The organism is Lujinxingia vulgaris (assembly GCF_007997005.1).
Classification (GTDB): domain Bacteria; phylum Myxococcota_A; class Bradymonadia; order Bradymonadales; family Bradymonadaceae; genus Lujinxingia.
This window is the reverse complement of record NZ_VOSL01000042.1, coordinates 1-24,195: the sequence shown is the minus strand read 5'-3', so window position 1 is coordinate 24,195 and position 24,195 is coordinate 1. Positions and strand designations below refer to the sequence as shown.

Sequence of the window (24,195 nt, the reverse complement as noted above, 5' to 3'; positions counted from 1 at the left end):
CGTTGGGCCGCTTGATAAAAGCGCCGTTGTAATGAATCTTGTCGGCGGCGTCGCCCCGGCGCCTGCCCGCAACCTTTAGAAAACCTCTCGCAAGACGGCTGAGTTATGAGCGCCACCGCTGGTCAATACACCGCCAAAGACATCACGATCCTCGAAGGCTTAGAGCCGGTGCGCAAACGCCCCGGCATGTACATCGGCGGCACCGGCAAGGCCGGGCTCCATCACCTGCTCTGGGAGGTCGTCGATAACTCGGTGGACGAGGCTATCAACGGCTACGCCTCCTTTATCGAGGTGACCCTGCACGCCGATGGCGAGTCGATGACGGTCAGCGATAACGGCCGGGGCATTCCCGTCGACATTCACCCCAAAAACGGCCGCAGCGCGCTGGAGATCATCCTGACGACCCTGCACGCCGGGGGTAAATTCGACAACGAGAACTACTTCACCTCCGGTGGTCTGCACGGCGTGGGCTCCTCGGTGGTCAACGCGCTGAGCACCAGCCTCATCGCGCGCATCAAACGCGACGGCATCCTCCACGAGCAGTCCTTCTCTCGCGGCATCCCGCTGGGCCCGATCCAGGAGATGGGCGACGCGCGTGGCTCGGGCACCGAGATCTTTTTTCGACCCGACCCCGAGATCTTTGAAGACACCAGCTTCGACGCCACGCTGATCGCCGAGTGGCTGGAGATCAAGAGCTATCTCAACCAGGGCCTGCGCATCCTCTTTCGCGACGAGCTCCACGGCAAGTTCCACGAGTTCAAGCACGAGGGCGGCATCAAGGATTTTCTGGCGCACATCCAGAAATCCAGCAACCAGCCCCCCATCCATACCGATGTGGTGGTGGTGCGCGAGGCCGATCCGGCGCCCAACGTCGCCCGCGTGGAGATCGCGCTGCAGTGGACCGAAGACACCTCCGAAGACCTGCGCGCCTTTGTCAACGGCATCCCCACCGCCGACGGCGGCACCCACGAGCAGGGCTTTAAAGACGGCGTCGTCAAAGCCATGCGCACCTACTTCGACACCCACGATCTGGCACCGAAGAGCCTGAACATCGCCTCCGAAGACATCCGCGAGGGGCTTAAGGCCATCATCAGCGTCTTTATGATGGACCCGCAGTTCCAGGGCCAGACCAAGAGCAAGCTCAACAACCCGGACATCCGCAGCATCGTCTCGGGCATTGTGCGCGTGGAGCTGGAGCGTTTCCTCAACGCCAACTCCAACACCGGCAACGCCATCGCCCAGCGCATCATCCAGGCCGCCCGCGCCCGTCAGGCCAGCCGCTCGGCCGCCAAGCAGGTCAAGCGCAAGCGCGCTGTGAGCCACCGCCTCAACCTCCCCGGCAAACTCGCCGACTGCTCCTCGACCGACCCCGAGGAGTGCGAGCTCTTCATCGTCGAGGGGAACTCCGCCGGTGGGAACGCCAAGCAGGGCCGCGATCGCCGCACCCAGGCCATCCTCCCGCTGCGCGGCAAGGTGCTCAACGCCGAGCAGGCCACCCTCTCCAAGGTCTCCAGCAACAAGGAGCTGCGCGACGTGGCCGACGCCTTAGGCTGCGGCCTGGGCGATAACTTCGACGCCTCCAAGCTGCGCTACCACAAGATCATCCTGCTTATGGACGCCGACAGCGACGGCCTGCACATCTCCACCCTGCTTCTGACCTTCTTCTACCGCTACATGCCGCGTCTGATCGACGAGGGCTACCTCTACATCGCCCAGCCGCCCCTCTACCGCATCGACTGGGGCAACGAGACCTTCTGGGTCCTCGATGAGGTCGAGCGCGAGCGCACCCTCAAGAAACTCGAGCGCCGCAAGAAGACCAAAAAAATCAACCTGCAGCGCTTTAAGGGGCTCGGCGAGATGATGGCCGACACGCTGAAAGCCACGACCCTGGACCCGGAGCAGCGCCGCCTGCTCAAGGTGGTCGTGCGCGACGAGCACCGCGACGACACCGATCAGGTCATCGGTGAGCTGATGGGCAAGGATGCCTCCCTGCGCTTTGATTTCATTATGGAGAACGCCCGCTACGTCGACGAGCTCGACGTCTGATCGACCCACCCCCTCTGCGGATCCGCGAGCCCCGGATCCGCCGCCCCGGAGCGCTCCATGGCCGAACCCTTTGTCTTTCATTTTCAGCGCGGCCCGGCTGGCGAGCCCGAGGTCATGTACATGGTCGACCTGGACTGCGCCTGCCAGCTCTGCGGGCATGTGCAGTACCAGCGCTTCTACCACAGCACCCCCTTTCACACCTTAAGCCTCGATCTTCTCGACGAGCTCGCCGAGCGCGCCTACCTCAAGGCGGGCTACGAGTGTGAGAACTGCGGCACCGACGTGGGCCCCGAGGCCACGCGCCGCGCCGCGCTGACCTACGGCTTTGCCGACGACGCCGGGGTGATCCGCGTCTTTGTCGACCGCCTCGAAGAGACGCTGCGCTACGATCTTCAGCCCCGCCGCCGCCTCGACCCCCAGGCCATGCCCACCTGGCACCCCGACGACGAGAGCGCGCTGGTCTACGACGAGCTCGACGAAGACGAGCTCGAAGAGGTCTTTGGCCGCCCCTTCAACATCAAATGGGCCTGGATCGATCTGCTGGAAGACTGGGTCGAAGACCCCGAGGGCGGCGCCTACTCGCGCCTGGCCCCCGGGCTCTGGGCCGTGGTCGAGCGCGACGAAGAGGCCGCCGACCAGCTCGCCGACGAGGTCGACGAAGACGAGTTCTTCGACGCCCTCGACTCCGGCGATCTGGCGGTGATCCCCCTGCACGACAGCCTGCCGGTGGCGCTGGCCACCCACGATCACCCCGAGCGCATCTTCGGAAGACTGCACACCTGGCTGCCCTCAGCGCTGAGCACCGCCTTCAAAAAAGAGAAGCTCTGGGCCGACGCCTACATCTCGCGCCAGGCGGCCATCGAGACGATGGAGCGCACCCTGACCACCGCGCGCCTGACCTTCACCCTGCACCAGACCGAGGCCGACGTCTTCTTCTCGGAGATCACCACCCCCACCGGCGCGGTCTACGGCCGCGGGGTGGCCATCTCGGCGGTGCTTCGCCGCGCGGTGCACACCGGCCTGACCCCCGGTGAGGCCGCGCGCCTGACCGCCGAAGAGATCGTGGGCATCCTCCTGCAGCTCTGGTAAAGACCCGATCCCTCAACGTTTATGCGCATTTACATCACACAACGCCCTCTCGGCGAGGTCCCGGTCGGGGCCCTGGTGATGCTGCCCCTCTTTGCGATGCCGCTGGGTGCCTGGGCGGTGCGCACCGGCGTCTGGGAGTTCTCCACCTGCGGCATGAAGCGCCTCTTCGAGATGCCCTGCCTGACCTGCGGGGCCACCCGCGCCACGCTGGCGCTGACACGCGGCGACATCGCCACGGCCATCGCCTTTCAGCCGCTGATCATCGCCCTCTACGCCGTGATCGCCATCTGGGGCGTGCTCAGCCTCTTCACCTACCTGCGCCAGCGCCGCCTCGTCTTGAGCTTAAGCCACCGCGAAGATCTCGTCTTCAAAGCGCTGCTCCTGCTGCTCCCGGCGGCCAACTGGTTCTACCTCTACAAGGCCGGCATCTAAGCGCCCCCTCTCCCCCGCTCGGCGCCACCACCTCGATCCTTGTATGTGTTTGAGAAGATAGCTACTATTCGCCGCGAATGGTCCTGTCGCCGGGCCAGCTTACGACGGCGGCGATCCCCCACGCGGCGGCGTCTCCCTGACGCGCTCATCGCAGCTCCGCGACTCCTCCCCTCCCCTGAAGGCCATCCCCGGCCTGCACCACGATTCGGTCTCCGAAGTCTGAGAGGAACCTATGTTCAACCCGCTTCTTTCCCACACTCCGAGCGCCGGTCGGCTCTCGTCCTTCCTGTTGCCCCTGGCCATGATGTTGCTCGTCGGCGCGGTTGGCTGCGGCGACGATGATGGCGATGGCGACAACCTCTCCGGACTCGATGCGCCGTCGATCCTCGTCTCCCCGTCGAGCTTCAACTTCCCCGACACCCCCATCGGAGAGCGCGAGACCACGACGCTGATCATCAGCAACACCGGCGGCTCGGTGCTCAACATCACCGAGATGGAGCTCATCGATGAGAGCCCCACCCCGCAGTTTCGTCGCGGCCAGGGCTTTTTGAGCACCCTGCAGATCCCGGTGGGCGAGTCGCACGAGTTCAACGTGAGCTACATCCCGGTCAGCCCCGACCCGGCCCGCGCCGAAGTCCGCATGCAGACCAACGACCCGGACAACGCCGAGGTCATCGTCGAGCTCAACACCCCGCAGCTCGGACCGCAGATCTTCGGCAACCAGGCCGTGCGTTTTAACCGCGTGCCCGCCGGCGAAGAAGCCTGGACGCTGACCACCATCCAGAACATCGGCACCACCCCGCTGACCATCAGCCAGATCCTGCTCGGCCAGAACAGCGACTTCGACATCGCCTTCCCGGCCCCGGGCGCCGACCCGGCCGACCTTGAGAGCGACACCGACCAGTGGCCCGAGGTGCTTGAGCCCGGCGAATCCTTCGACATCCGCATCTGGTTCCGCCCGGTCAATAACAACCCCTCCTCCGGCGAGATCACGATCCTCTCCAACGATCCCAACCGCTCGACCTTCTCGCTGGAGCTGATCGGCAACAGCGGCTCCCCCTGCATGGAGGTCAACCAGGGCGAGGTGCTCGACTTCGGCGCCAGCTCCGCCGGTCAGGTCGGCCGCCGCTCCATCGTCATCACCAACTGCAGCGCCGAGACCCCCCTGGAGCTCACCAACATCTTCGTGAGCGAGAACACCGAGAGCGTCTTCGACCTCAACCTCGACCCGCTCGGCGGCGACCCGGACGACGCGCCGGTCATCATCGATCCCTCGCGCTCGGCGACCTTCCAGGCACTTTTTGCGCCCATCTCCGAGACGGCGTCCTACGAGGCGAAGCTGACCATCGAGAGCAACGACCCCGTCGCTTCGCCCTACGAGATCGCGCTGCTTGGCGAGGGCACCGACAACGAGTGCCCGGTGGCCGTGGCCGAAGGCCGCATCCTCAACACCACCCGCACCTTCACCGAAGGCACCGCCCTTCCGCTCAACACCATTGAACTTCTCGGCGGCTCGAGCTTCGATCCCGACGGGCAGGTCGACTTCTACGAGTGGACCATCCTGGAGTCCCCCGAGAACTCCCAGGCCCGCGTGAGCCCCAGCCCCAACCTCGCCGACCCCACCCTCTACCTGGATCTTGCCGGCACCTATGTGGTCGAGCTGATGGTCTACGACAACCAGGGTGTCGCCAGCTGTGGCGAGCCGGCCACCGTCACCATTCAGGCCATCCCCGAAGATGATGTGCACATCCAGCTGGTCTGGGACGCTCCCGGCGTGGCCAACCCCACCCCGGAGGCCGGCGTCGACCTCGACCTGCACTACCTCCACCCCTCGGGCCGCTGGAATGGCGATGGCAGCGTCTACTGGAACAACCGCTTCCCCAACTGGGGCAACCCCGAAGACGAGCGCGACGATCCTCGCCTCGACATCGACGACACCTGCTGCGGCGGCCCGGAGAACATCAACCACTCCAACCCGGAGTCGGGCCTGGAGTACGGCGTGGGCGTCTACTACTTCACCGACCGCGGCCTGGGCGCGGCCTACGCCACGGTGCGCATCTACATCCGCGGCGAGCTTCGCTTCCAGCTGCGCAACACCTACCTGCCCTCAGAGGGCTACTTCTGGCACGTGGCCAACATCCGCTGGCCGAGCACCGACGTGTACCGTCGCGACGTGATCGACTTCGGCTTCCCGGTCCAATGATCCACACCCTCGCCAGCTTCGGCCGCCGCCCGGCATCGCTTGCCGCGCTGGCGGCGGCCACCCTTTTGAGCGCCTCGCCAGCGCTTTATGCCCACGGCGCGCCCCCCCGGGCGCGCCAGGCCTTCGCCCTCACCGACCCCGGTGGGGGCGATGTGCTCTGGGCGCTCTCGACCAATTTCGGGGTGATGTCGCAGAGCGCGCCCTCGCGCTACATCTGCGAAGAGGCCTTTGAGGCTGGCGAGACCTACCTGATGCTTCCCTTTGCCTCGGATCTCTGGGTGAGCCTGGGTGAGGATCGCGTGGCGCTGAGCGAACCAGACTGTCAGATCGAGGTGGTGCACACCTACGCGCTCCCCCCGGTCGACGCCGACCACCGCCCGGCCACTGGCGAGGTCATGGTAGCTCTGGCCGACGCCACCGGCGCGCAGCTTCATTACAGCGCGGACGCCGGCCGCACCTGGCGTCCGCTTGAGGTCGACTTAAGCGATCTTCGTCCCACCGGCGTGCGTTTTGTCGGCGAGGGCCAGGTGGCGCTGAGCGCCTTTCGCACCCCGGATGCGCGCCGCGGTGAGGCTGTGGTGGCCCACCTCGATGTGCGCTCAGCCGCACCCACACTCAACCTCTTCGAGCTCCCCGCCGATCGCCGCTACCCTTACCTTTTGGACGCCGCCGAAGGTCAGCTCCTCTGGCACGCCCAGGGCCCCGAAGCGCAGGAGGTCTACTGGAGCGCGCTCTCTGCTCTGCCCGCCCCCGGCGCCCCGGTCTTTGAGCTCGACGCCTGGCCGGCCGCCGGCGCCCTCTCGACCGATGGCGAGCGCGCCTGGCTCAGCGGCTCCGACGCTAGCCCGGGCATCTTCACCGCCGAGCGCGCTGCTATTGGGCAGCAGGCCCCCGAACTCTGGCACGAACTCCCCTCCGAGCATCACGCCCGCTGTCTGACCCCCACCGCCAAAGGGCTCCTGATCTGCGGGCACCGCGCCACCGACGGCTTTGATCTGGCGCTGCTCGACGAAGATGGCGAGGTCGAGCCCCTGGTGGACTTCCGTGAGCTTCGGGGACCGCAGAGCACATGCCGAAACGCCGACGACACCGCCAACCTCTGTCAGGCGGTGTGGCCCGAGCTGGCCCGCGGCCTGGGCATTGACCCGGACGTGTTTGACGATGAGGCGACCGACGCCGGCGACATCACCGACGCCGGCGACATCCCCGACGCAGCCGACGCCGGTCAGGCTGGCGAGCCGGGCTGCGCGCAGGCGGGTGGGTCTATCGGAGCCAGGTGGTGGGGGCTGATCGCCATCGCACTTCTGAGCGCGCGCCGACGCCGCCGTTAAAGCAAACCTCCCCCCCGACGGGGACAAACCTGAGCCGCGCTCACGCCTGGCGAGGGGCCTCAAACGCAAAACTCACGCGCAGCTCCTCGCCCTCTCCGGCGCCGGCGGCGGTGCCGGCCAGGTGAAGATCGAGGCGGGCGGCGAGCTCGGAGAGTTCGGGGCGGTCGCGCTCGCGCGCCATGCACACCACCGCACCGCCCGGGGCCACATAGGGGCGCGCCGTCTCCAGCCACTGCACCGGCGCCTGAAACGCCTTGGAGATCACATAATCGAAAGCGTCGCCCTCGACCTCTTCGATGCGCTCATTGCGAATCGAAACTTCGCTCAACCCCAGGCGGTGCGTCACAATTTTGAGGAAGGTCGCGCGCTTGCGGCGCGGCTCCACCAGCGTGATCGGAAGATCGCTGTAGACGATCTTGAGCACCATCCCCGGCAGCCCCGCCCCGGTGCCCACATCGAGTATCGGGCCGGCCGGCTGACGGGCCTCGGCGGCCACCAGGCTGTCGAGGATCAGCTCGTCGATCACCTCCTGGCGATCCATCGGGCCGATGAGGTTCATCGCCTCATTAAACTGCAGCAGCAGCCCCACGTACTGCTCCAGGCGCTCCAGGCTGCGGGCATCTGCGGGCAGCCCGCGCGCCGCGCAGAATCGCTCGACATCGTTCATCCTGACTCTCACTTCATGGCGTTAAGGCGTCTCCACCCGACTCGGTGTGCGCGGCTCGCGCGGCAGGCCCGGCGACTTCGCCGGAGGGGTGGTGAGCTTATGCAGAGTCACGCGGATCTGATCGTCCTCCACACCCACACGCGCGCTCTTGCCGGTATGCGGCCCCGGACTCTCCAGCAGCGCGCGGCTGATCGCGGTGAGCACGTGTTTCTCCAGCGTGCGTTTGAGCTCGCGGGCGCCAAAGCGCTCGCTGAACCCCCGCGCTTCTAGCCAGCGCCGCGCCGCCGGGTCAACCTCGACCTGCAGACGCCGACGCTTAAACCCGCGACGCTCCAGCGCCTTGTTCAGCTCCAGCTCCACCAGGCGCTCCATCGCATCGGGGGTCAGCGGGTTAAAGACCAACACCTCATCGAGGCGGTTAAGAAACTCCGGGGCGAAGAACTCATCGAGCTTGTTGCGGATATGCGTGCCCTGCTCCTGGCGGCGATCCTCGGGCCCAAACCCCATCGCCTGCACGCTGGTGCGCGAGGCCCCCAGGTTGCTCGTCAAAAAGATCAGGGTCTGGCGAAAGTCCGTGGTGCGACCACGCGCGTCGGTCAGCCGCCCCTCATCGAGGATCTGCAAAAAGAGGTTGAAGATCTCGGCGTCGGCCTTCTCAAACTCATCAAAGAGCAACACCGAGAAGGGCTGGTTGCGGATCGCCTCGGTGAGCAGACCCTCGCGGTCTTTGTCATGCGGAGAACCGATCAACTTCTCCAGCGCAAAGCGCCCCTGATACTCACTCAGATCAAAACGCACCATGCGCGACTTCGAGCCGAAGAGACGCTCGGCCACAAGCCCCGTAAAGTAGGTCTTCCCCACCCCGGTCGGCCCCACCAGGAAGAACACCCCCAGGGGGCGCGCCGGATCGTGCATGCCCGTCTTGACCATCGCCAGCCGGTCGACGATCGCATCCACCGCCCGCTCCTGGTCGATGACCCGACGCTTAAACCACGCCCGGGTCTCCTCCAGGTTCATCGGCCGCGTGTCGTCGAGAAGATCCAGGCTCATGCCCGTGACCTCCGCCAGACAGGGCGGGATGTTATGGCTGCGCAGCACAAACTCACCCGTGGTCGGCTCTTCCTGGCGGAGGGTGTAATCGATCAACGCATCCATCAGGTCGCAGGCCCGCCCCGGCGCAAAGCTGCGCGTGTAAAAACTCTCGGCGAAGTCGCGGACCTGCTCCAGACACCCCGGCTCGGCGTGCAGCAAGCGATCTTCGTTGAGGTTCAGCGCGCTCAACCGCCGCGTGAGCACCGCAAGTGTCTCGGCCTCATCCATCGGCTGCACTTTGACCTGACGGAAGAGCCGCAAGAAGCCCGGATCGCGGCTCAGCCCGTTCTTCAGATCTTCTTCGGTGCACTCGGCGATGATGCGCAGCTGACCACGCTGCAGGTAGGGCTTAAAGAAGTCCGCAAAGTTCTCATCGCTCTTGGAGTGCGCCCCCGCCCCCAGCAGATCGTTGGGGTTGGTGATGTACATCAACACCTTGTCGTGCTTGAGGATCGCCTCGGCCATCTCCTTGAGCTTGGTCTCCCAGTCGCCCAGATAACGCGTCCCGCTGATGAGCTCGCTGGTGTTCGTCTCCAGGATCTGCCAGCCCTCTTCATCCGTGCTCAGCCGCAGGGCGACCTCGTGAATGATCGCAGTCTTGCCCACCCCGGCCTCGCCCACCAGCAACATGCTGCGCTGGCTGCGATCGTCGGTGAAGTGCTCCACCAACGTGCTGACGACCTCCTCGCGCTCAAACGCCCGCGTCAAAAAGGGGCGCTCCTCATCGGTATGCAGAAGTCGCCCGTACTTATCGAGCCCGCGCGAGGGCGTCGACGTCTTGGAGACCAGCTGCAGGCGCTGCCACAACGTGCCGTAGACCTCCTGGAGGTTGCGTGCCTCCAGGTAGTTGAGCACCAGGCGACGCTCCCGGGGGGTGAGCTGATCGGGAAGTTTCTTGTACTGCTCCCGCGTCAGCCGCGGCACCAGGCGGTCGAGGATCTCCTCGGCGCTCTGTTGCATCTCCAGCTCGCGCTCCAGCAGCGCCTTGAGCACCACTGGCAAACAACGCGGCGTCCCCACGGTGCGAAGTTGCGTAAGCGCCTGCTCGCGCACCCCGTACGACTCATCCTCCATCGCCCGAATCAACACCTCTTCGAGATGCGCGTAGTTCAGATCCCCCAGGGCCACCAGCGCGCGATAGCGCACGTCCGCATCGTAATCATGCATCGCGCCCAGCACCGCTTCGGTGCTGGCCGAATCCCCCAGGATGCCCAGCGAGAAGAGCGCCATCTCGCGCACCCCGGCGTGCGGATCGTGGATCAACCCGATGAGCTTCGGGATCGACTCCCGATCCCCCAGCCTCCCCAGGTTGGTCGCCGCAGCCATGCGACGCAGATGATGGCGATGCCCCAGATTATCCCGCAACACCCCCAGGATCGGCGTGCCCAGCGCGTAGAGCTGATCGCGATAATCGCGGTAGCGCTCCTCGTCTTCACACGCCTCAATCTTTTCCAGAAGCCGTCCGGCCAGCTCCACTGATGCATCCGTCATAACTCGCCTCCAAAAGATCGGCCCCGCGCCGACAACCTTCGTATAAAGGTCGCAGGCCGGTCCGATCTTCCACTCTATCGGTGCCCCGGAGGGCTGTACAGACCGGGCGCGCCGGCGCAGCGCTGGCCTTGCGCCGACAGCGCATTATCCCGGGCGCAGGTGGTTCCAGATGCGGGTGACCCGCCGGGCGACGCCACGCTCAAATCGCAGCGCTGTCCAGGCGTCGAGCAGCCGCTGCTGCCGCTCCGCATCGGCGAAGCCGCGCAGGTTGATGCCGCGGCCAAACCCCGGCGCCGACTCCACCATCACCGCGCGTCGCGATGAGGCGCGCAGCGCCTCTATGGCGTCGAGCTGCCGCAGCCCCCCGCAGGCCGCCTCCTGCGGACCATAGCCCGGCGGAAGATCGCTCACCGGCTCGTTGATCCCGACCACCGCCGCCTCAAACTGCATCCCCACCTCCCGGGCGACGCTCACGCTTTTACTAAAGATCGACGCCCGAACAGGACCACCCCGATCGCGGCAACGCATCGAGGCTTCCGCCGGCGAACGCATCACCGTCAGCGCCACAATCGGACCCGGCACCGCCGCCTTCCACAGCTGCATCGTCTCATCGACGCCGCTGATCACCGTCGGCTCAAAAAACGCCCCCTCACAACGCCGTCGCCGCGAGCCCCCGACCAGCAACTTCGCGCCCTGCTCCACCGCGTCATCGATGAGCTCCTCAAGCAGCTCCACCTCCCCGAAGTCCGCCTGGGGCCCCACCTCCACCTCTTCGACCCCGGGCATCCCCTGACGCAGACGCAGCACCTCGGCGACAACCTGATCGGTGAACACCGCCGCGATCGACTGCTGCACCCACACCCGCCGAATCGCCGCCCTTCGCCGGCCCGCGCCGCACATCGCGCCCCAGACCACCGCCCGCGCCGCGGCGACCAGATCCGCATCATTGAGCACCACCGCCACATCCGCCCCCGGCGCATCGCCCCAGATCGGCACCAGCCCCTCGGCCGCCGCCCCACGCACGCGCCGCACCCGGCTGGCCGAGCCCTGCACCACCACCGCATCGGCGCGCCGCGCAAGCTCTTCAGCGAGCTCATCGCTCCCGCAGACCGTCGTCCACACCGCCGGTGAGGCGATCGTCTGAGCGATCACATTGCCCACCGAGCTCAGCAAGAGCGGCGCGCGCTCATCGGCCGCCACCACCACCGTGTTGCCCGCCACCAGCGCCGCCATCCCCTGCACCACCGCGCTCTCCAGCACGTCATAGCTTCCCGCCACACACGCCACCACCCCCCGCGGCCGCCAGTACGCCGCCGCCCGCTCGCGTCGCCGCGAGAAGAGCCCCCCGCCCACCTTCAGCGCCTCCTCACTCAAGGAGGTCGGCGCGGCGTCGAGCACCTCCCTTAAAATCGCCATCATCCGCCACCAGGCGCGACGCATCTCCAGGGGCGTCATCCCCAGCTCTTCAATCCCCAGCTCCAGAAGATCCTCGCGCCAGTCCATCAGCGCGCCGAGCACCTCCTGAGCGACCTCAAGGCGCTGCACCAGCGGACGCCGCCGCCAGGCCCGCTGCGCCTCCCCCGCACGCCCCATCACCTCGGCGGCCTGCGACCCCATCGTACGCGCCACCTCCCCGATGGCGTGCTGGTTGGCCGGGTTGTAACTGGTGATCATCTCCCCACCCGGACGCTTGATGGACGCCTCGGGGAGCTGGTCAGTCGTCTCGAACGATGGGCTGTGTCGCGCGGGTGTTTCCATACAGGAGTCTCCTCAGAGCAAGACGCGGCGCATACGACTCCCCTCCTCGAACCCTCGAAGAGCAGAGTTGACCCGACCGCGAGACTCCCAGGTCACTCGCCAGCACAGTGAATACACAATGGGCAGATGGTAAATCCTCCCCCGTTAAGGTCAAGCCCGATCTGCGCGCCGCGATTGCCCCCCGCGCGCTTTTCAGCTACACGCTCGGCGGCGCAAACGCCTGCCTCGCCAGCCCGTTAACGCCCCTCTCATCGACCCTTTTCGCCCCCCTGCCACGCGCTCTCTTCGGCGCCCGGAGCCTGCGATGACCTTTGTCGACAAACCCTACGGACAGTTTCTGGGCTCAGCCCCAAGCTTTGAGGCCGCCTCCAACATCCTCTTTGGCATCCCCATGGACTTTACGTGCTGCTTTCGGGCCGGCACGCGCCTGGGGCCGCGCGAGATCCGCTACTTCGCCGACAACCTCGAAGAGTACTCCGTCGAGCAGCGCCGCGCCCTGGCCGACGACACCTTCTTCGACGCCGGCGACCTCGATCTTCCCTTCGGAAACCCGGCGGCCTGCCTCGACGTCATCGAAGAAGCCGTCGATCAGATCCTCAACGCCGGCAAGCGCCCGGTGGCCATGGGCGGCGAACACCTGGTGAGCGCCGGCATCGTGCGCGCCATCGCAAAGCATTTTCCCGACGCGGTGATCCTGCACGTCGACGCCCACTTCGATCTTCGACACACCTACGCCGATCAGGAGCTCAGCCACGCCACCGCCCTGCGCCTGTGCTGGAACGCGCTGGGCATGAGCCCCACCGACCAGCCCCCGCGCCTGGTGCAGGTCGGCGTGCGTAGCGGCCCGGCCGAAGAGGCGGAGTTCGCCCACCAGCACATCCCCCAGATCCTCACCGAGTCAACCTCCGAGCTCGTCGCGGAGCTTGAGAAGTTGCGCGATCTCTGGGGCGACCGCCCCGTCTACTGCACCTTTGATATCGACGCGGTCGACCCGGCCTACGCCCCGGGCACCGGCACCCCGGAGCCCGGCGGCCTGAGCAGCCACCAGGCCCTGGCGATTGCCCGTTTCCTGCCCACCTTCGAGAACCTCGTGGGCTTCGATCTGGTCGAGACCAGCCCTCCCCTGGACCACGCCGGCATCACCTCGGCGCTCGCTGCCAAGATGATCCGCGAGTTCATGATCGCCACCCAGGCCTGAGCCTGAACAGCCTCACTGGCCTCTAAAAACAACCTGCGACGAGGCGCTCCCCATGCGGGTGAGCGCCTCGTTAGCATGGTGCAGCATCCCCCGCTGACTCGCCAGCTCACCCGCCAAAATCAAAGCGGTAACCCGCCGAGATCAGCACCGTATGAAACTGGTCGCGGCTGCTCACCGGCGCCTCCACAATCACCGGATCCGGGAACTCCCGCAGGTGCAGCTGGTAGGTGTAATCCACCCCGATCAAGAAGGGCTCAAAGGTGCGCACCACAAGCCCCACCTGCGCCGACGCGCTCGGCGCGAAGCTCCCCTCGCCATACGCCCCGGCGGAGTTCGTGCCGCTGATCACCGGCGTAAAGAGCGCGGCCAGGTTCAGCTCCGCAAGCTCCCCGAACGCATAGCCCAGCCCCACGCCCAGCTGGGCCGTCAGGTAGCTGTGACCGGTGTAGAGGGCGTTGGGCGCCAGCGTCGCGCTCAAGATCTCCGCGCCCACAAGCCCGCGCCCTTTCAGCGAGGGCCCCAGCCCGCGCACATAACGCACCTGCCCGCCCCCGCGCATGTACTGCCCGGCCAGCGGCTCATCGGCAAACTGCGAGGTATAAGGCGCGACGTCGAAATGCGCTCCCACCTCCAGCGCCGCCCGACCTCCATCAAAGATCGCCAGCATCGCGTCCACGCGCGCTCCCCCTCCAAAGAGCGGCGTGTTGTGATTGATCTCAAAGGCCTCGTTGGTGCTCTGGCGCATCATCCGCTGTCCCACCATCAGCCCGGCACGCACCTTCAGGTGCGGCGCCATGTTACCGTACTGCTGGCGATGCCGGGCGACGGCAGCTGCCCGAAGATCGTCCTCCTGATCGAGGGGCTCGACCTGGGCCTCGGTCTGGGCGCGGGCGGCCTCTTCTTCCTCAAGCTGGCGTTGACGCTCCAGCTCCTGCGCCTCCCGGTAGGCCAACACCTCCGGCACCAACGCCGAGAAGACCTCCCGCAGCACCTGCATCACGCCATCCTGATCGATGCGCCCCCGACGAATGCTGTAACGCACATCGGCCAGCTCCTCGCCACGCGGCCCCAGCACCACCACCTGCAGGGTGTTGCCCCCGCCGAAGACATCGTGGATGAGCAGCCCCTCGATGTTCTCCTCGGACATCAGCTGCGCAAAGGCGGCGCGATTCTCCTCGCGCAGCGCGCTCTGCCGAAACGTCGCAAGCTCCAGCCCCATCGCCTGCGCGCTCGCCAGGACCTCGCCATCATCGAGCAGCTCGATCTGGGTGCTCTCCTCCAGCGCATCTTCGATGCTCTCGTAGGATCGCTCACCGCTGTCGCCGGCGGTGTTGATGTAGCCCAGCCGCAGCGGCGCCTGCTCCTGCGCAGTGGCCACACCGACCCCGGCCAAAAGCACACACAGCGTGACCAGCCACACCCCGGCGATCTTCCCAAACATCATCTTTACGCTCACAGCCTGCACCTTTCGATTCGGCGAAAACTCGCAACCTTTTCGCGCTTTAACGATCCATCACCATCGCACTGCCCTCTTTGGTAGCCTCGCCAGTGGCGACTTTTCAAGCCCGGGCGCTGGCGAGGCAACCCCGCGCGAGCACCTTTGAAGCACCCGCGCAGCTTCGCATGAAGCCTGTTGTCACGCTATAACCTCGCCAGCGCGCCGCCTCTGCCCTTCTTACCCCCTGAGTCTTCATGTTCGGCCTCTTCAAACGCCTCCGACGAAACGCCCTGCTCAAAGAGCCGCTGCCCCCCGCCTGGCACCACGCTCTGGCCGAGGCGCTGCCCTTTCTCGACGCACTCAGCCTCGAAGAGCGCCAGGGGCTGAAGTCGCACCTGAAGATCCTCATGAAACAAAAACACTGGGTCGGCGCCGGCGGCTTTGAGCTCGACGACACCATTCGGCTGACCCTGGCCATTCAGGGCGCGCGCATGGCCCGCGCGCTTCCCCTGGACGCCTTTGAGCGCCTCAGCGAGTTCGTCGTCTACGGCGAAGACTTCACGCGCCCCGATGACGCCTTCGGCGGCCCGATCCACGGGGAGGCCCACCCCTTTGGCACCGTCGTGCTCAGCTGGCCGGCCTGCCAGCAGGGCCTGGCCTACCCCTGCAGCGGGTTCAACCCCATTCTCCACGAGCTCGCCCACGTGCTCGACGTCTCCAGCGGCTATTTTGACGGCACCCCCCTTCTGCACAGCGGGGAAGATTATGAGCCCTGGGCGCGCGTCTTCCAGCATTATTTTGACGCGCTGCGCCAGCACCCCGAGCAGGCCTTTCTCGATCTTTACGGCGCCGAAGATGAGGCGGAGTTCTTTGCCGTGGCCACCGAAGCCTTCTTCGAGCTGCCGGATGTGCTCCTCGACGAGGCCCCCGATCTTTACGAAGAGCTCGCGCGTTTTTACCGCCTCGACCCGCATATCATCCCCTGCGGCTGCGAGTCCCACGAGCTCCCCGAAGACGACCCCGACGCCGAACCCGAAGAGGTGGGTCGCCCCCTCTTTGGCCCGGGCGATCCTCTGGATTTTCTCTAAGCGCCAGACTCACTGCGCTCGTTTTTCGGGGCACGTCGACGTCGACGCGATCGCCCGAAAAGTCGTGATCAATAAAAGGTGATCGCCGTCTTATGCTCAATGCTCAGACGCGCCGCCTCATAGAGCGAGAGCCACACCAGGCGCTCGATCGCAAAGGGTTGACCGGCCGGGCGCTGGGCGGCCAGCTCGGCGGCGTAGTCGTCATCGAGATTGCCCTCGGCGTCGACCTCGATCTCCAACGCGTCGGTCAGGAGCAAGAGCTCCTCGCGCAGCCGAATCGACGAGCCCAGCGCCCCACCGCGGATCTTATGCTTCGGATCAAAGTAGATCTCGTGAAAGTCGATCGGCAGGTAATACCCCTCGCTGTCGGAGTGGCAGAGCAGGTGCGAGCGCAGCTGACGGTAGAGCTGGCGTAGCACCCGGTCGTCGGCCGGATCTTCGCCCGGCTCCACCGGGTAGGGCACCCAGCGTGGATCGCGCATGATATGCGCACCGAAGCGCCGCAGGTAATGCAGCCAGGAGTAAGGAAACGAGTTCAGCGAAGCACGCGGCTTCGGCCGCCCCCCCTCGATGCCCTCAAAATGCTCGGGTTCCTGATGCGTGGGCAGCCCCTCGGCCTCCAACACGGTGTTAATATACGCCAGATCGTCGCGCATCGCCTGCGCCGCCGCCGGATTGTCCTGCTCAAAGAGCACCAGCGCTCCCACACCAATTGCCAGCCCCATTGCGACCTCCATATCGCCACACACTCGAAGTTGCCCGACCCCTCGTCGAAGGCACTCGTCGCGGCTCCCACTGGAAAAATATGCGCACCCCTTAGCCCAACCCCTGCCGGCGCGCAACCTAACTTTACAAGAGAGCCTTACACGCCCGGGCACACACTTCTTTTAAGCACTACCGACACAATGCGCATTCCTTATCTGAGGGGGCGACCTGCGCACCGCCCCGGCAAGAACCCCAGACCTTGTTTTACGCCGGAGGGTGCCTAAGCTACCGGCTCCGAGACGGACGGAACCCGCGACCCACATCGCGACCCCGGTCGAGCCTTGCATTGGGCGCGCGAGTGTTAGAGAACCAGCCACAGACACGCGCCGGCCAGGCGCCGTAGATCCAACCTACCAACGACCCCTGACCCCAACATGGAGATACAATGACGACGAAGATCGCGATTAATGGATTTGGACGTATTGGACGTTGTGTGGGACGAATTGCGCTGGCCGACCCGGACGTCGAGCTGGTCGCCGTCAACGACCTGACCAGCCCGGAGCAGCTGGCGGTGCTCTTCAAATACGACTCGGTGCACGGCACCTACCCGGGCACGGTGGAGGCGGTCGACGGCGGCATCCGCATCGACGGCAAGCTGCTCAAGGTCACCTCGCTGCGCGATCCGGCGGAGCTCCCCTGGGGTGAGCTCGGCGTCGACATGGTCATCGAGAGCACCGGCGTCTTCCGCAAGCGCGAGCAGGCCGCCAAGCACCTGGATGCCGGCGCCAAACGCGTGCTGATCTCGGCCCCGGGCAAAGGCGTCGACCTCTCGCTCTGCATGGGCGTGAACAACGACGACTTCAACGACGACATGAAGATCGTCGACGTCGCCAGCTGCACCACCAACTGCCTGGCGCCGGTGGCCAAAGTCCTCGACGAGGTCTTCGGCATTGAGCTCGGCCTGATGACCACGGTGCACTCCTACACCAACGACCAGGTGATCCTGGACACCCCCCACCCCTCCGACTTCCGTCGGGCGCGGGCGGCGGCCGTCAACATGATCCCCACCACCACCGGCGCGGCCATCGCCGTGACCAAGGTCCTCCCCCAGCTCAAGGGCAAGCTCGACGGTATGGCCATCCGCGTGCCCACCCCCAACGTCTCCTGCATCGACCTGACCGTGCGTCTTGGCAAAAAAGCCGACGTCGACTCCGTCAACAAGGCGCTTCGCGAAGCGGCCGAAGGCCCGCTCAAGGGTATCCTGGGCTTCTCCGACGAGCCGCTGGTCTCCTCGGACTACATCGGCAACCCCAACTCCTCGATCGTCGACGGCCTGTCCACGATGGCGCTGGGCGATGACTTCATCAAAGTCATCTCCTGGTACGACAACGAGTGGGGCTTCTCCAACCGCATGGTCGATGTGGCGAAGTTTATCGCCAAAAAGACCGCGTAAGCCTCTGATTTCACACGCAAAACACCCACCCTGACTACGTCGTGAGTAGAAGTTGACGTCGATAGCTGCGAAGTTGAGAGCTTCTCGGGCAAGGCGCAAAACACAGGCGATGCTTTAGCATCGTCGAGGCTTTGCAACGCTGCCCGAGGAGTTCTCAACGCAGCAGATACGGCGTCAACGATAGCTCACGGCGTAATAAGCACCGACCTTTTTAGCGATGCTTAAAGGGGGGTCGGGTGCGGGAGACGCTTCCAGCGCGGAAGCGTCTCCCGCACTTGCTAACATGACCGCTGACTTTTCGACTGAACCTGTGGGGCGCTTGCGCCCGACGCTGCGGAGCCCAAAAGCCTGATGGACACCACCGGCATTAAATTCGTCGACGAGCTCGACCTCAACGAAAAACGCGTGCTGATCCGCGTCGATTTTAACACCCCGCTCAACAACGGGGAGGTCGCCGATGACACGCGTATTCGCGCCGCGCTGCCCACGATCGTGCATTGCCTGGAGGCCGGCGCGAAGGTGATCCTGTGCAGCCACCTGGGCCGCCCCAGAGGCAAGGTCAACCCGAAGTACACCCTGGAGCCGGTGGCCGCGCGCCTGGCCCAGCTCCTCGACACCGACACTCTGCTCTACGACGTCGAGGTGGTCTTCCCCGAGGCGGTCGTGGGCCCGGATGTGGCCGAGATCATCGCCGACTTGAAGCCCCGTCATCAGGTGATGCTCCTTGAAAACCTGCGTTTTGAGCCCGGCGAGGAGTCGGGAGATGACGGGTTCGCAAAGGAGCTGGCGGAGCTGGCGGACTTTTATGTCAACGACGCCTTCGGCGCCGCGCACCGCGCGCACGCCTCGGTGTACACGATCAACAAATACTTCGATCGCAACCATAAGGCCGCCGGGCTGCTGATGCGCGCGGAGTTGCAGGGCCTGGGCCGCCTGCTCCAGCGTCCCGAGAAGCCCTTTGTGGCGGTGGTCGGCGGCGCCAAGGTCAGCGACAAGCTCGGCGTCTTGATGAGCCTGCTCGACAAGGTCGACGAGATCCTCATCGGCGGGGCGATGGCCTACACCTTCCTGGTCGCGCAGGGAGTAGGCGTGGGAGAGTCGCTGGTCGAGCGCGACTTCATCGACCAGGCCACCTCCATCCTCAACCGCGCCAAAGCCCAGGGCGTCAAACTGCGCCTGCCGGTCGACCACCGCGTCGCCCCGAGCTTTGAGGCCACCGAGGCGACCATCACCGACGATAACGTGGTGCCCGGCGGCTCCATGGGCCTGGACATCGGCCCGCGTACCGCCGAGGAGTACGGTCGCGCCATCGCCCGCGCCTCCACCATCTTCTGGAACGGCCCGATGGGGGTCTTCGAGAAGCCGGCCTTCGCCGAAGGCACCTTCGCCGTGGCCCGCGCGATGGCCAACGCCGAGGGTTACACCGTGGTCGGCGGTGGCGATTCGCTGGCCGCGATCGAGAAGGCGGGGCTGGCCGAGTCCATCGACCATGTCTCCACCGGCGGCGGCGCCAGCCTGGAGCTTCTCGAAGGCAAATCGCTCCCGGGCATCGACGCCTTGCGCGCGAACTACCCCATCGATTGAGCGCGTCGCGACACCAAGACGTATCAAAAGGTTGCCCGCGCGAGCGCACCAATCACGCGGGAAATCTTTCAATCATTTCAACGCCTTAGCGCCTGAACTCAAATTCAAGGCTCGACCGATCTTCGATCGGGACCATCTTTTTTCGGAACTCACCAACTCGGGGTGGACGGGTCCTCTTGAAGCGAGCGATCGCCTCGTGCGAGAGTATCCACGTCACCTCGCCAGGACGCCTGCGCAGCCGTGTTGATGCCCGACATCACCACCGAAGGAGCCGGCAACGCGAGCCCCCGGAGACGCACCCCCCCCCCGGGTAACTCGAAACGCCGGCGCGCTGACTGACCTCAACCCTCCCGCCGCTTCCCACACCGGGCGCGCGGCGGCCCACCACCCGGAGCTCCCCATGCGTACGACCATCGTCGCTGGAAACTGGAAGATGAACCTCACTCAGGCCGACGCCCTCACCCTGGGCCGCGCCATCGCCGAGGGAGCTCCCACCCGGGGGGTGACCGCCATCGTCGCCCCGGTCGCCCTGCACATCTCCGCTTTGAGCGAGGCCCTGGCCTCCTCCCCGGTGCTGCTCGCCAGCCAGAACGCCCACTGGGCCGAGTCCGGCGCCTACACCGGCGAGCTCGCCGCCCCGATGCTGCGCGAGCTCGGGGTGCGCTACGCGATCCTGGGGCATAGCGAGCGCCGCCAGTACTTCGGCGAAGACGACGAAGGGGTCAACCGCAAGACCCGCGCCCTGCTCGCGCAGGGCCTCCACCCCATCGTCTGCTTTGGCGAGTCGCTGGAGGAGCGCGAGGGCGGCCGCACCCGCGACAAGGTCGAGTTCCAGGTCCGCGCCGCCCTCTCCGGGCTCAGCGCCGACGAGGCTCGTCGCGTCATCCTCGCCTACGAGCCCATCTGGGCCATCGGCACCGGCAAGACCGCCTCGCCGCAGCAGGCCCAGGAGGTGCACGCCTTCTTGCGCGAGGTGCTCGAAGATCGTTTCGATCGCGAGAGCGCCCAGGCCATCCCCATCCTCTACGGCGGCAGCGTCAAACCCTCCAACTTCGCCGAACTCCTCTCCCAGCCCGACATCGACGGCGGGCTGGTGGGCGGGGCGAGCCTTAAGGCGGAGAGTTATCTGGAGCTCTGCCAGATCGCCGTCCAGCAGGCCGCCGCCGGCTGAGCCCGGGCGCCGCGCTGAGGCGCATTCAGGGCCAACCTCTCGGGCCTGTTGCGCCTTCTGCGATCGAAATAATCGCCCCTCCGCGAGTCGTTTGATTCAGGCATCCCGGGCCAGGCCTTCAAGGGTCCGGGAGCGGCGCGCCTTCGCTTTCGGTGCGTCCTTCTACCCATGGCAAACCCATGCGCTTTCACGCCTTTCGCGACTTCGAAGACGGCACCATCATCGACGGGCTGGGCTTCGACATCGTCGTGCATCGCCGTTCAGTGGGCACGATCAACCTCCCCTCCGGTCAGCTCATCGCCTGCGACCCGCTGCACGCCTTAGACACCGAACCCTTCGCGCTGAACCTGGAACCGGGACAGTACCCGGTGCACCTGCTCGTCGCCGAGCTTCGCGACGAGCGCCGCAACGCCTACGCCGTGGTGCGCGTCGGCGAGGGCCCGGTGCGACGGTGGGAGCCGGCCGAGATGAGCCTGCCGGCGGCCAACTCCGACCAGCCCGACGCCCCGCGCCCCTCCCTGCTCGACACCCTCGATGAAGATCCGGGCTACCCGGTCGACTCCTCGCTGGGCGCCTTTATGGACGCCACCACCGCCGGCGCGCTGATCGACTACCACCAGATCGTGATGCCCGAAGACAACGACTTTGAGCGCCTGCTCCTCGCGCGTCTGCGCAAGCGCCGCCGCGCCGGCGCCGGCTACGGCACCCTCGATCTGCGCCGCGATCTCAAGCTGCCGATGCCCGAAGGGCTCAACCTCATCGCCTTCGACGCGGGCTTTGGTCCCGGCCACTACCCCACCTATGTGGGGCTGGACGATGACGGGCAGGTCGTCAACGTGGTGACCGACTTTCAGGTCCTCGATCTGCGCTTCCCCTCCTTTCCGCTGCCCGCGGCCACCTCCCTCGACGAGTTCGAATAAGGTCACCTGCGTCGGAAGGTTCAGCCCATCGCGCGAGCACCCGCGTCACCTCACCCTTTCGGGGGACACAAAGCAGGCGCTCGCGCCCCATTTTGGGTGCTTGCCCTGCTTGCCCCCCTCGGCAAGCCCGCATAGGATGACTGCCTTGAAAGGCATGGCGCGGAACGCTCTGCTCTCGCGGGCGCAAGCAAGGGGTTGAATTTGGGACACCAGGACAAGGTGATCGACCGACTGGTCGACGACGGCAAGGTTGAGTCCGAGCTCCGAGACACCCTGCGTGCGACCTTTAAAACGCACGCTTCGAGCGCCCTTTTAACGCGCGCCGCGCTTGAGGAGGCCGATCTTCTCGAAGCCCTCTCGCTCGAGTTCGACCTGCCCCCGGCGGGCTACGCCGAGGGGCTCTTCATCCAACGCGAGCTCTTGAGCGCGCTGGGCCCCGAGGCCATCCGCCAGTACGAGGTGCTGCCGGTGCGCCGCCGCGCTGGCGAGCGCGTCGATGTGCTGGTCGTCGAGCCCCTCAACGCCATGGCGCGTCAGATCGTCGAAGAGTCGCTGGGGCTGCCGCTGCGCCAGTACATCTGGCCGCAGCTGCGCTACCTTCAGGCCCGCCACTTCTTTGTGGGCGACGAGCTCCCCGACTTCGCCACCGCCTACCTGCGCGAGCATCCGGTGACCATGGGCTTCGCCACCGCCGGCGATCAGCCCGAGCTCTACGACCTCCTCAAAAGCTCCACCAGCCTCCAGGTCAACACCTGGGAGGAGGCCGATCGCCTGGCCTTCTTTGAGCAATGCTTCGACCGCGACACGCTCCTCAAAGCCCTCCTGAGGATGGCCGCCGGTCGCCTCACTCGCCGACTCATTGTGGTGCTGAGCAAGAAGGGGGTGCAGCCCTATTTCCAGGAAGACTGGCCGGCGCTCGATGCTCAGTTTGAGCGGGTCGACGCGCTGCGCGAGCGCAAGGCGGCCACCACCCTGGACCACGCTCGCCAGGATCGCGACGCGCTGCTCACCGGCAGCGCCGCCGAGCTCGGGCTTGAGCCCCTCTTTGAAGCGTTGGAGGTCGAGGCGCCGCCCCTTCTGGCGATGATCCCGGTGCGCATCGGCGGGCGAGCGGCCATGGCGCTGCTCGGCGCTCCGACCGACCCCCGCGCCGCCGTCCGCCTCGATGAGGTCTCAGAGACCTTCGCCCTCGATGAGCTCGTCGAGGCCGCCGCGCTCGTCGGCCGCCAGCTCGAAGAGCTCATCCGCCGCGCCAAAACCGGCACCCTTCCTCCCCCGGCCGAACGCATCCCCCCGCTGCCCGCGCCTCGCCATCAGCTCGGCCTGGGCTTTGAAGACTCCCTCATCGAGATGACCATCGCCAGCCGGCAGCGCGGCCGCCACCGCTGGGAGATCATCGACATCAGCCACGCCACCGACGAGCCCTCCGAGCCCCTGGATCTCGGCTCCAAACTCCCCGAACCGGAGGTCATCGGCGCCATCTCCGAGGCCTTTGGCATCAGCGAAGCCTCCGAACCTTCCGAACCTTCCGAGGTCTCTGAGAGCTCGGAGGCATCCGAAGTCTCCGAACCTTCCGAACCTTCCGAAGTCTCTGAGGCGACTGAAACGAGCGAGCCCACCCACGTCTCCGAGCCTTCGGAAGTCTCCGACGTTTCCGACGTTTCGGAGCCGGCGGACGCGCCAGCCGTGGCGATGCGCGACGGCGCTGGCGAGCGCTCGGATTCCTATGAGGCGCCGCTCACCGATGAGCTCGTCGAGCTGCCGCTTTTTCCCGATCCTTCCGAAGCCTCCGAGGCTCCGAAAGATCCGATGGAGATCACCGCGGACTTCTCGCCAGCGGCCTTCTCCGGGGAGTTGAGCTCCTCGGCCAGCGAAACTCCTCGCCACTTCGAGGTCGCGTCGTCGGCGGCCGACGACGAGGAAGAAGGCGCGATGGGGGCCTCGCACACCGAGATCTACTCCCCTTCGTCGGTCGCCTTTGAGAGCGCCGACGACACCCCGGCCCCCTACGCCGAGGTGGGCGCGACCTCCTTTGGCATGCCCGCCCTCTCCGCCGACGAGCTCTCCTCCCAGGCCAGCGACGTCGCCTCGACCCCGGCCGAGGCGTCCAGCATCTCGGAGGCCATGGTCGCCGACGCCGAAGAGCGCGAGGCCCGACCCGAGGACGCCGGTCTTTCCGACCCACGCGACGCCCACGACGCGGATGACGACGTTGAAGGCGTCGACAAAGGCTGGAGCGACATCCTCAACGAGGTCTCCGAGAACGTCGTGCCCCCGATGCGCGCCGAAGATCGGAGCGAGGCCAGCGCGCCACAGGCCGCCGTGTTGGAGCCCGTCGACGAAGAGCCCCTCAATGAGCCGCCTGTCGATGAAGCGCCGCTTGACGAGGCCGAGCCCCGGAGCGAGGCGGCGGCCGACGCCCCGGCACCGCTTGAAGCGGCCGCGCCCGAGGAGCGCGAGGAGATCCAGCCCGCGCCGCCCGCCCCCACCGCCGAGTTGCACCCCGTCAAAGGCGCTCCGAGCGAAGCG

General features: G+C 66.2%; 17 protein-coding genes. 12 read left to right on the top strand and 5 right to left on the bottom strand.

The window, feature by feature from the left end; translation table 11 throughout:
- Positions 1-105 precede the first annotated feature (105 nt).
- The 5 genes from FRC96_RS08475 to FRC96_RS08455 all read left to right on the top strand — a co-directional run bounded on the left by FRC96_RS08475 (position 106) and on the right by FRC96_RS08455 (position 7,101).
- The gene (locus FRC96_RS08475; RefSeq protein WP_146974069.1) at positions 106-2,046 is read left to right on the top strand and encodes a DNA gyrase/topoisomerase IV subunit B; all 1,941 of its coding nucleotides are present in this window, start codon (positions 106-108) and stop codon (positions 2,044-2,046) included.
- A 57-nt stretch (positions 2,047-2,103) separates the two neighbouring features.
- A complete protein-coding gene (locus tag FRC96_RS08470; RefSeq protein ID WP_146974068.1) occupies positions 2,104-3,135 on the top strand; it encodes a hypothetical protein in 1,032 nt (343 codons plus the stop codon).
- Positions 3,136-3,156: 21 nt separating this feature from the next.
- A complete protein-coding gene (locus FRC96_RS08465; protein ID WP_146974067.1) occupies positions 3,157-3,567 on the top strand; it encodes a DUF2752 domain-containing protein in 411 nt (136 codons plus the stop codon).
- A 232-nt stretch (positions 3,568-3,799) separates the two neighbouring features.
- Complete coding sequence (locus FRC96_RS08460; protein WP_146974066.1) at positions 3,800-5,770, top strand: choice-of-anchor D domain-containing protein; 1,971 nt, start codon at positions 3,800-3,802, stop codon at positions 5,768-5,770.
- A complete protein-coding gene (locus FRC96_RS08455) occupies positions 5,767-7,101 on the top strand; it encodes a hypothetical protein (protein ID WP_146974065.1) in 1,335 nt (444 codons plus the stop codon). The genes FRC96_RS08460 and FRC96_RS08455 overlap by 4 nt, the downstream gene beginning before the upstream one ends.
- Before the next feature lie 40 nt (positions 7,102-7,141).
- Here the strand turns inward: FRC96_RS08455 and rsmG are convergent, their stop codons facing one another.
- From rsmG to FRC96_RS08440, 3 genes are all read right to left on the bottom strand, one after another.
- Positions 7,142-7,768: a 16S rRNA (guanine(527)-N(7))-methyltransferase RsmG gene (gene rsmG, locus FRC96_RS08450; RefSeq protein WP_146974064.1), complete on the bottom strand. Its 627-nt coding sequence runs from the start codon at positions 7,766-7,768 to the stop codon at positions 7,142-7,144.
- Between the two features lie 21 nt (positions 7,769-7,789).
- Entirely contained in the window at positions 7,790-10,351 is a 2,562-nt protein-coding gene (locus FRC96_RS08445; protein WP_146974063.1) for an AAA family ATPase, read from the bottom strand.
- 144 nt (positions 10,352-10,495) lie between these two features.
- Complete coding sequence (locus FRC96_RS08440) at positions 10,496-12,109, bottom strand: aldehyde dehydrogenase family protein (protein ID WP_146974062.1); 1,614 nt, start codon at positions 12,107-12,109, stop codon at positions 10,496-10,498.
- Positions 12,110-12,413: 304 nt separating this feature from the next.
- Here FRC96_RS08440 and speB point away from each other — a divergent pair, with 304 nt between their 5' ends.
- Complete coding sequence (speB, locus tag FRC96_RS08435) at positions 12,414-13,307, top strand: agmatinase (protein WP_146974061.1); 894 nt, start codon at positions 12,414-12,416, stop codon at positions 13,305-13,307.
- Between the two features lie 106 nt (positions 13,308-13,413).
- Here the strand turns inward: speB and FRC96_RS08430 are convergent, their stop codons facing one another.
- Positions 13,414-14,763: a hypothetical protein gene (locus tag FRC96_RS08430; protein ID WP_146974060.1), complete on the bottom strand. Its 1,350-nt coding sequence runs from the start codon at positions 14,761-14,763 to the stop codon at positions 13,414-13,416.
- A gap of 236 nt (positions 14,764-14,999) precedes the next feature.
- On the opposite strand from FRC96_RS08430, the gene FRC96_RS08425 reads away from it, so the two are divergent.
- A complete protein-coding gene (locus tag FRC96_RS08425) occupies positions 15,000-15,833 on the top strand; it encodes a zinc-dependent peptidase (protein WP_146974059.1) in 834 nt (277 codons plus the stop codon).
- 68 nt (positions 15,834-15,901) lie between these two features.
- Here the strand turns inward: FRC96_RS08425 and FRC96_RS08420 are convergent, their stop codons facing one another.
- Positions 15,902-16,558, bottom strand: a complete 657-nt coding sequence (locus FRC96_RS08420) for a hypothetical protein (RefSeq protein WP_146974058.1) — start codon at positions 16,556-16,558, stop codon at positions 15,902-15,904.
- Between the two features lie 425 nt (positions 16,559-16,983).
- Between FRC96_RS08420 and gap the strand changes: the two genes are divergently transcribed.
- The 5 genes from gap to FRC96_RS08395 form a co-directional block, all read left to right on the top strand.
- On the top strand, positions 16,984-17,991 hold the full coding sequence (gap, locus tag FRC96_RS08415; protein WP_146974057.1) for a type I glyceraldehyde-3-phosphate dehydrogenase: 1,008 nt from the start codon (positions 16,984-16,986) through the stop codon (positions 17,989-17,991).
- A 351-nt stretch (positions 17,992-18,342) separates the two neighbouring features.
- Positions 18,343-19,575 (top strand): phosphoglycerate kinase, encoded by a 1,233-nt coding sequence (locus FRC96_RS08410; protein ID WP_146974056.1) that lies wholly within the window; start codon positions 18,343-18,345, stop codon positions 19,573-19,575.
- A gap of 400 nt (positions 19,576-19,975) precedes the next feature.
- Positions 19,976-20,746, top strand: coding sequence for a triose-phosphate isomerase (gene tpiA, locus FRC96_RS08405; RefSeq protein ID WP_146974055.1), 771 nt, complete (start codon positions 19,976-19,978; stop codon positions 20,744-20,746).
- Between the two features lie 179 nt (positions 20,747-20,925).
- On the top strand, positions 20,926-21,666 hold the full coding sequence (locus FRC96_RS08400) for a DUF4241 domain-containing protein (RefSeq protein ID WP_146974054.1): 741 nt from the start codon (positions 20,926-20,928) through the stop codon (positions 21,664-21,666).
- Positions 21,667-21,885: 219 nt separating this feature from the next.
- A partial coding sequence (locus tag FRC96_RS08395) for a hypothetical protein (RefSeq protein WP_230470027.1) occupies positions 21,886-24,195 on the top strand: 2,310 nt, incomplete at its 3' end.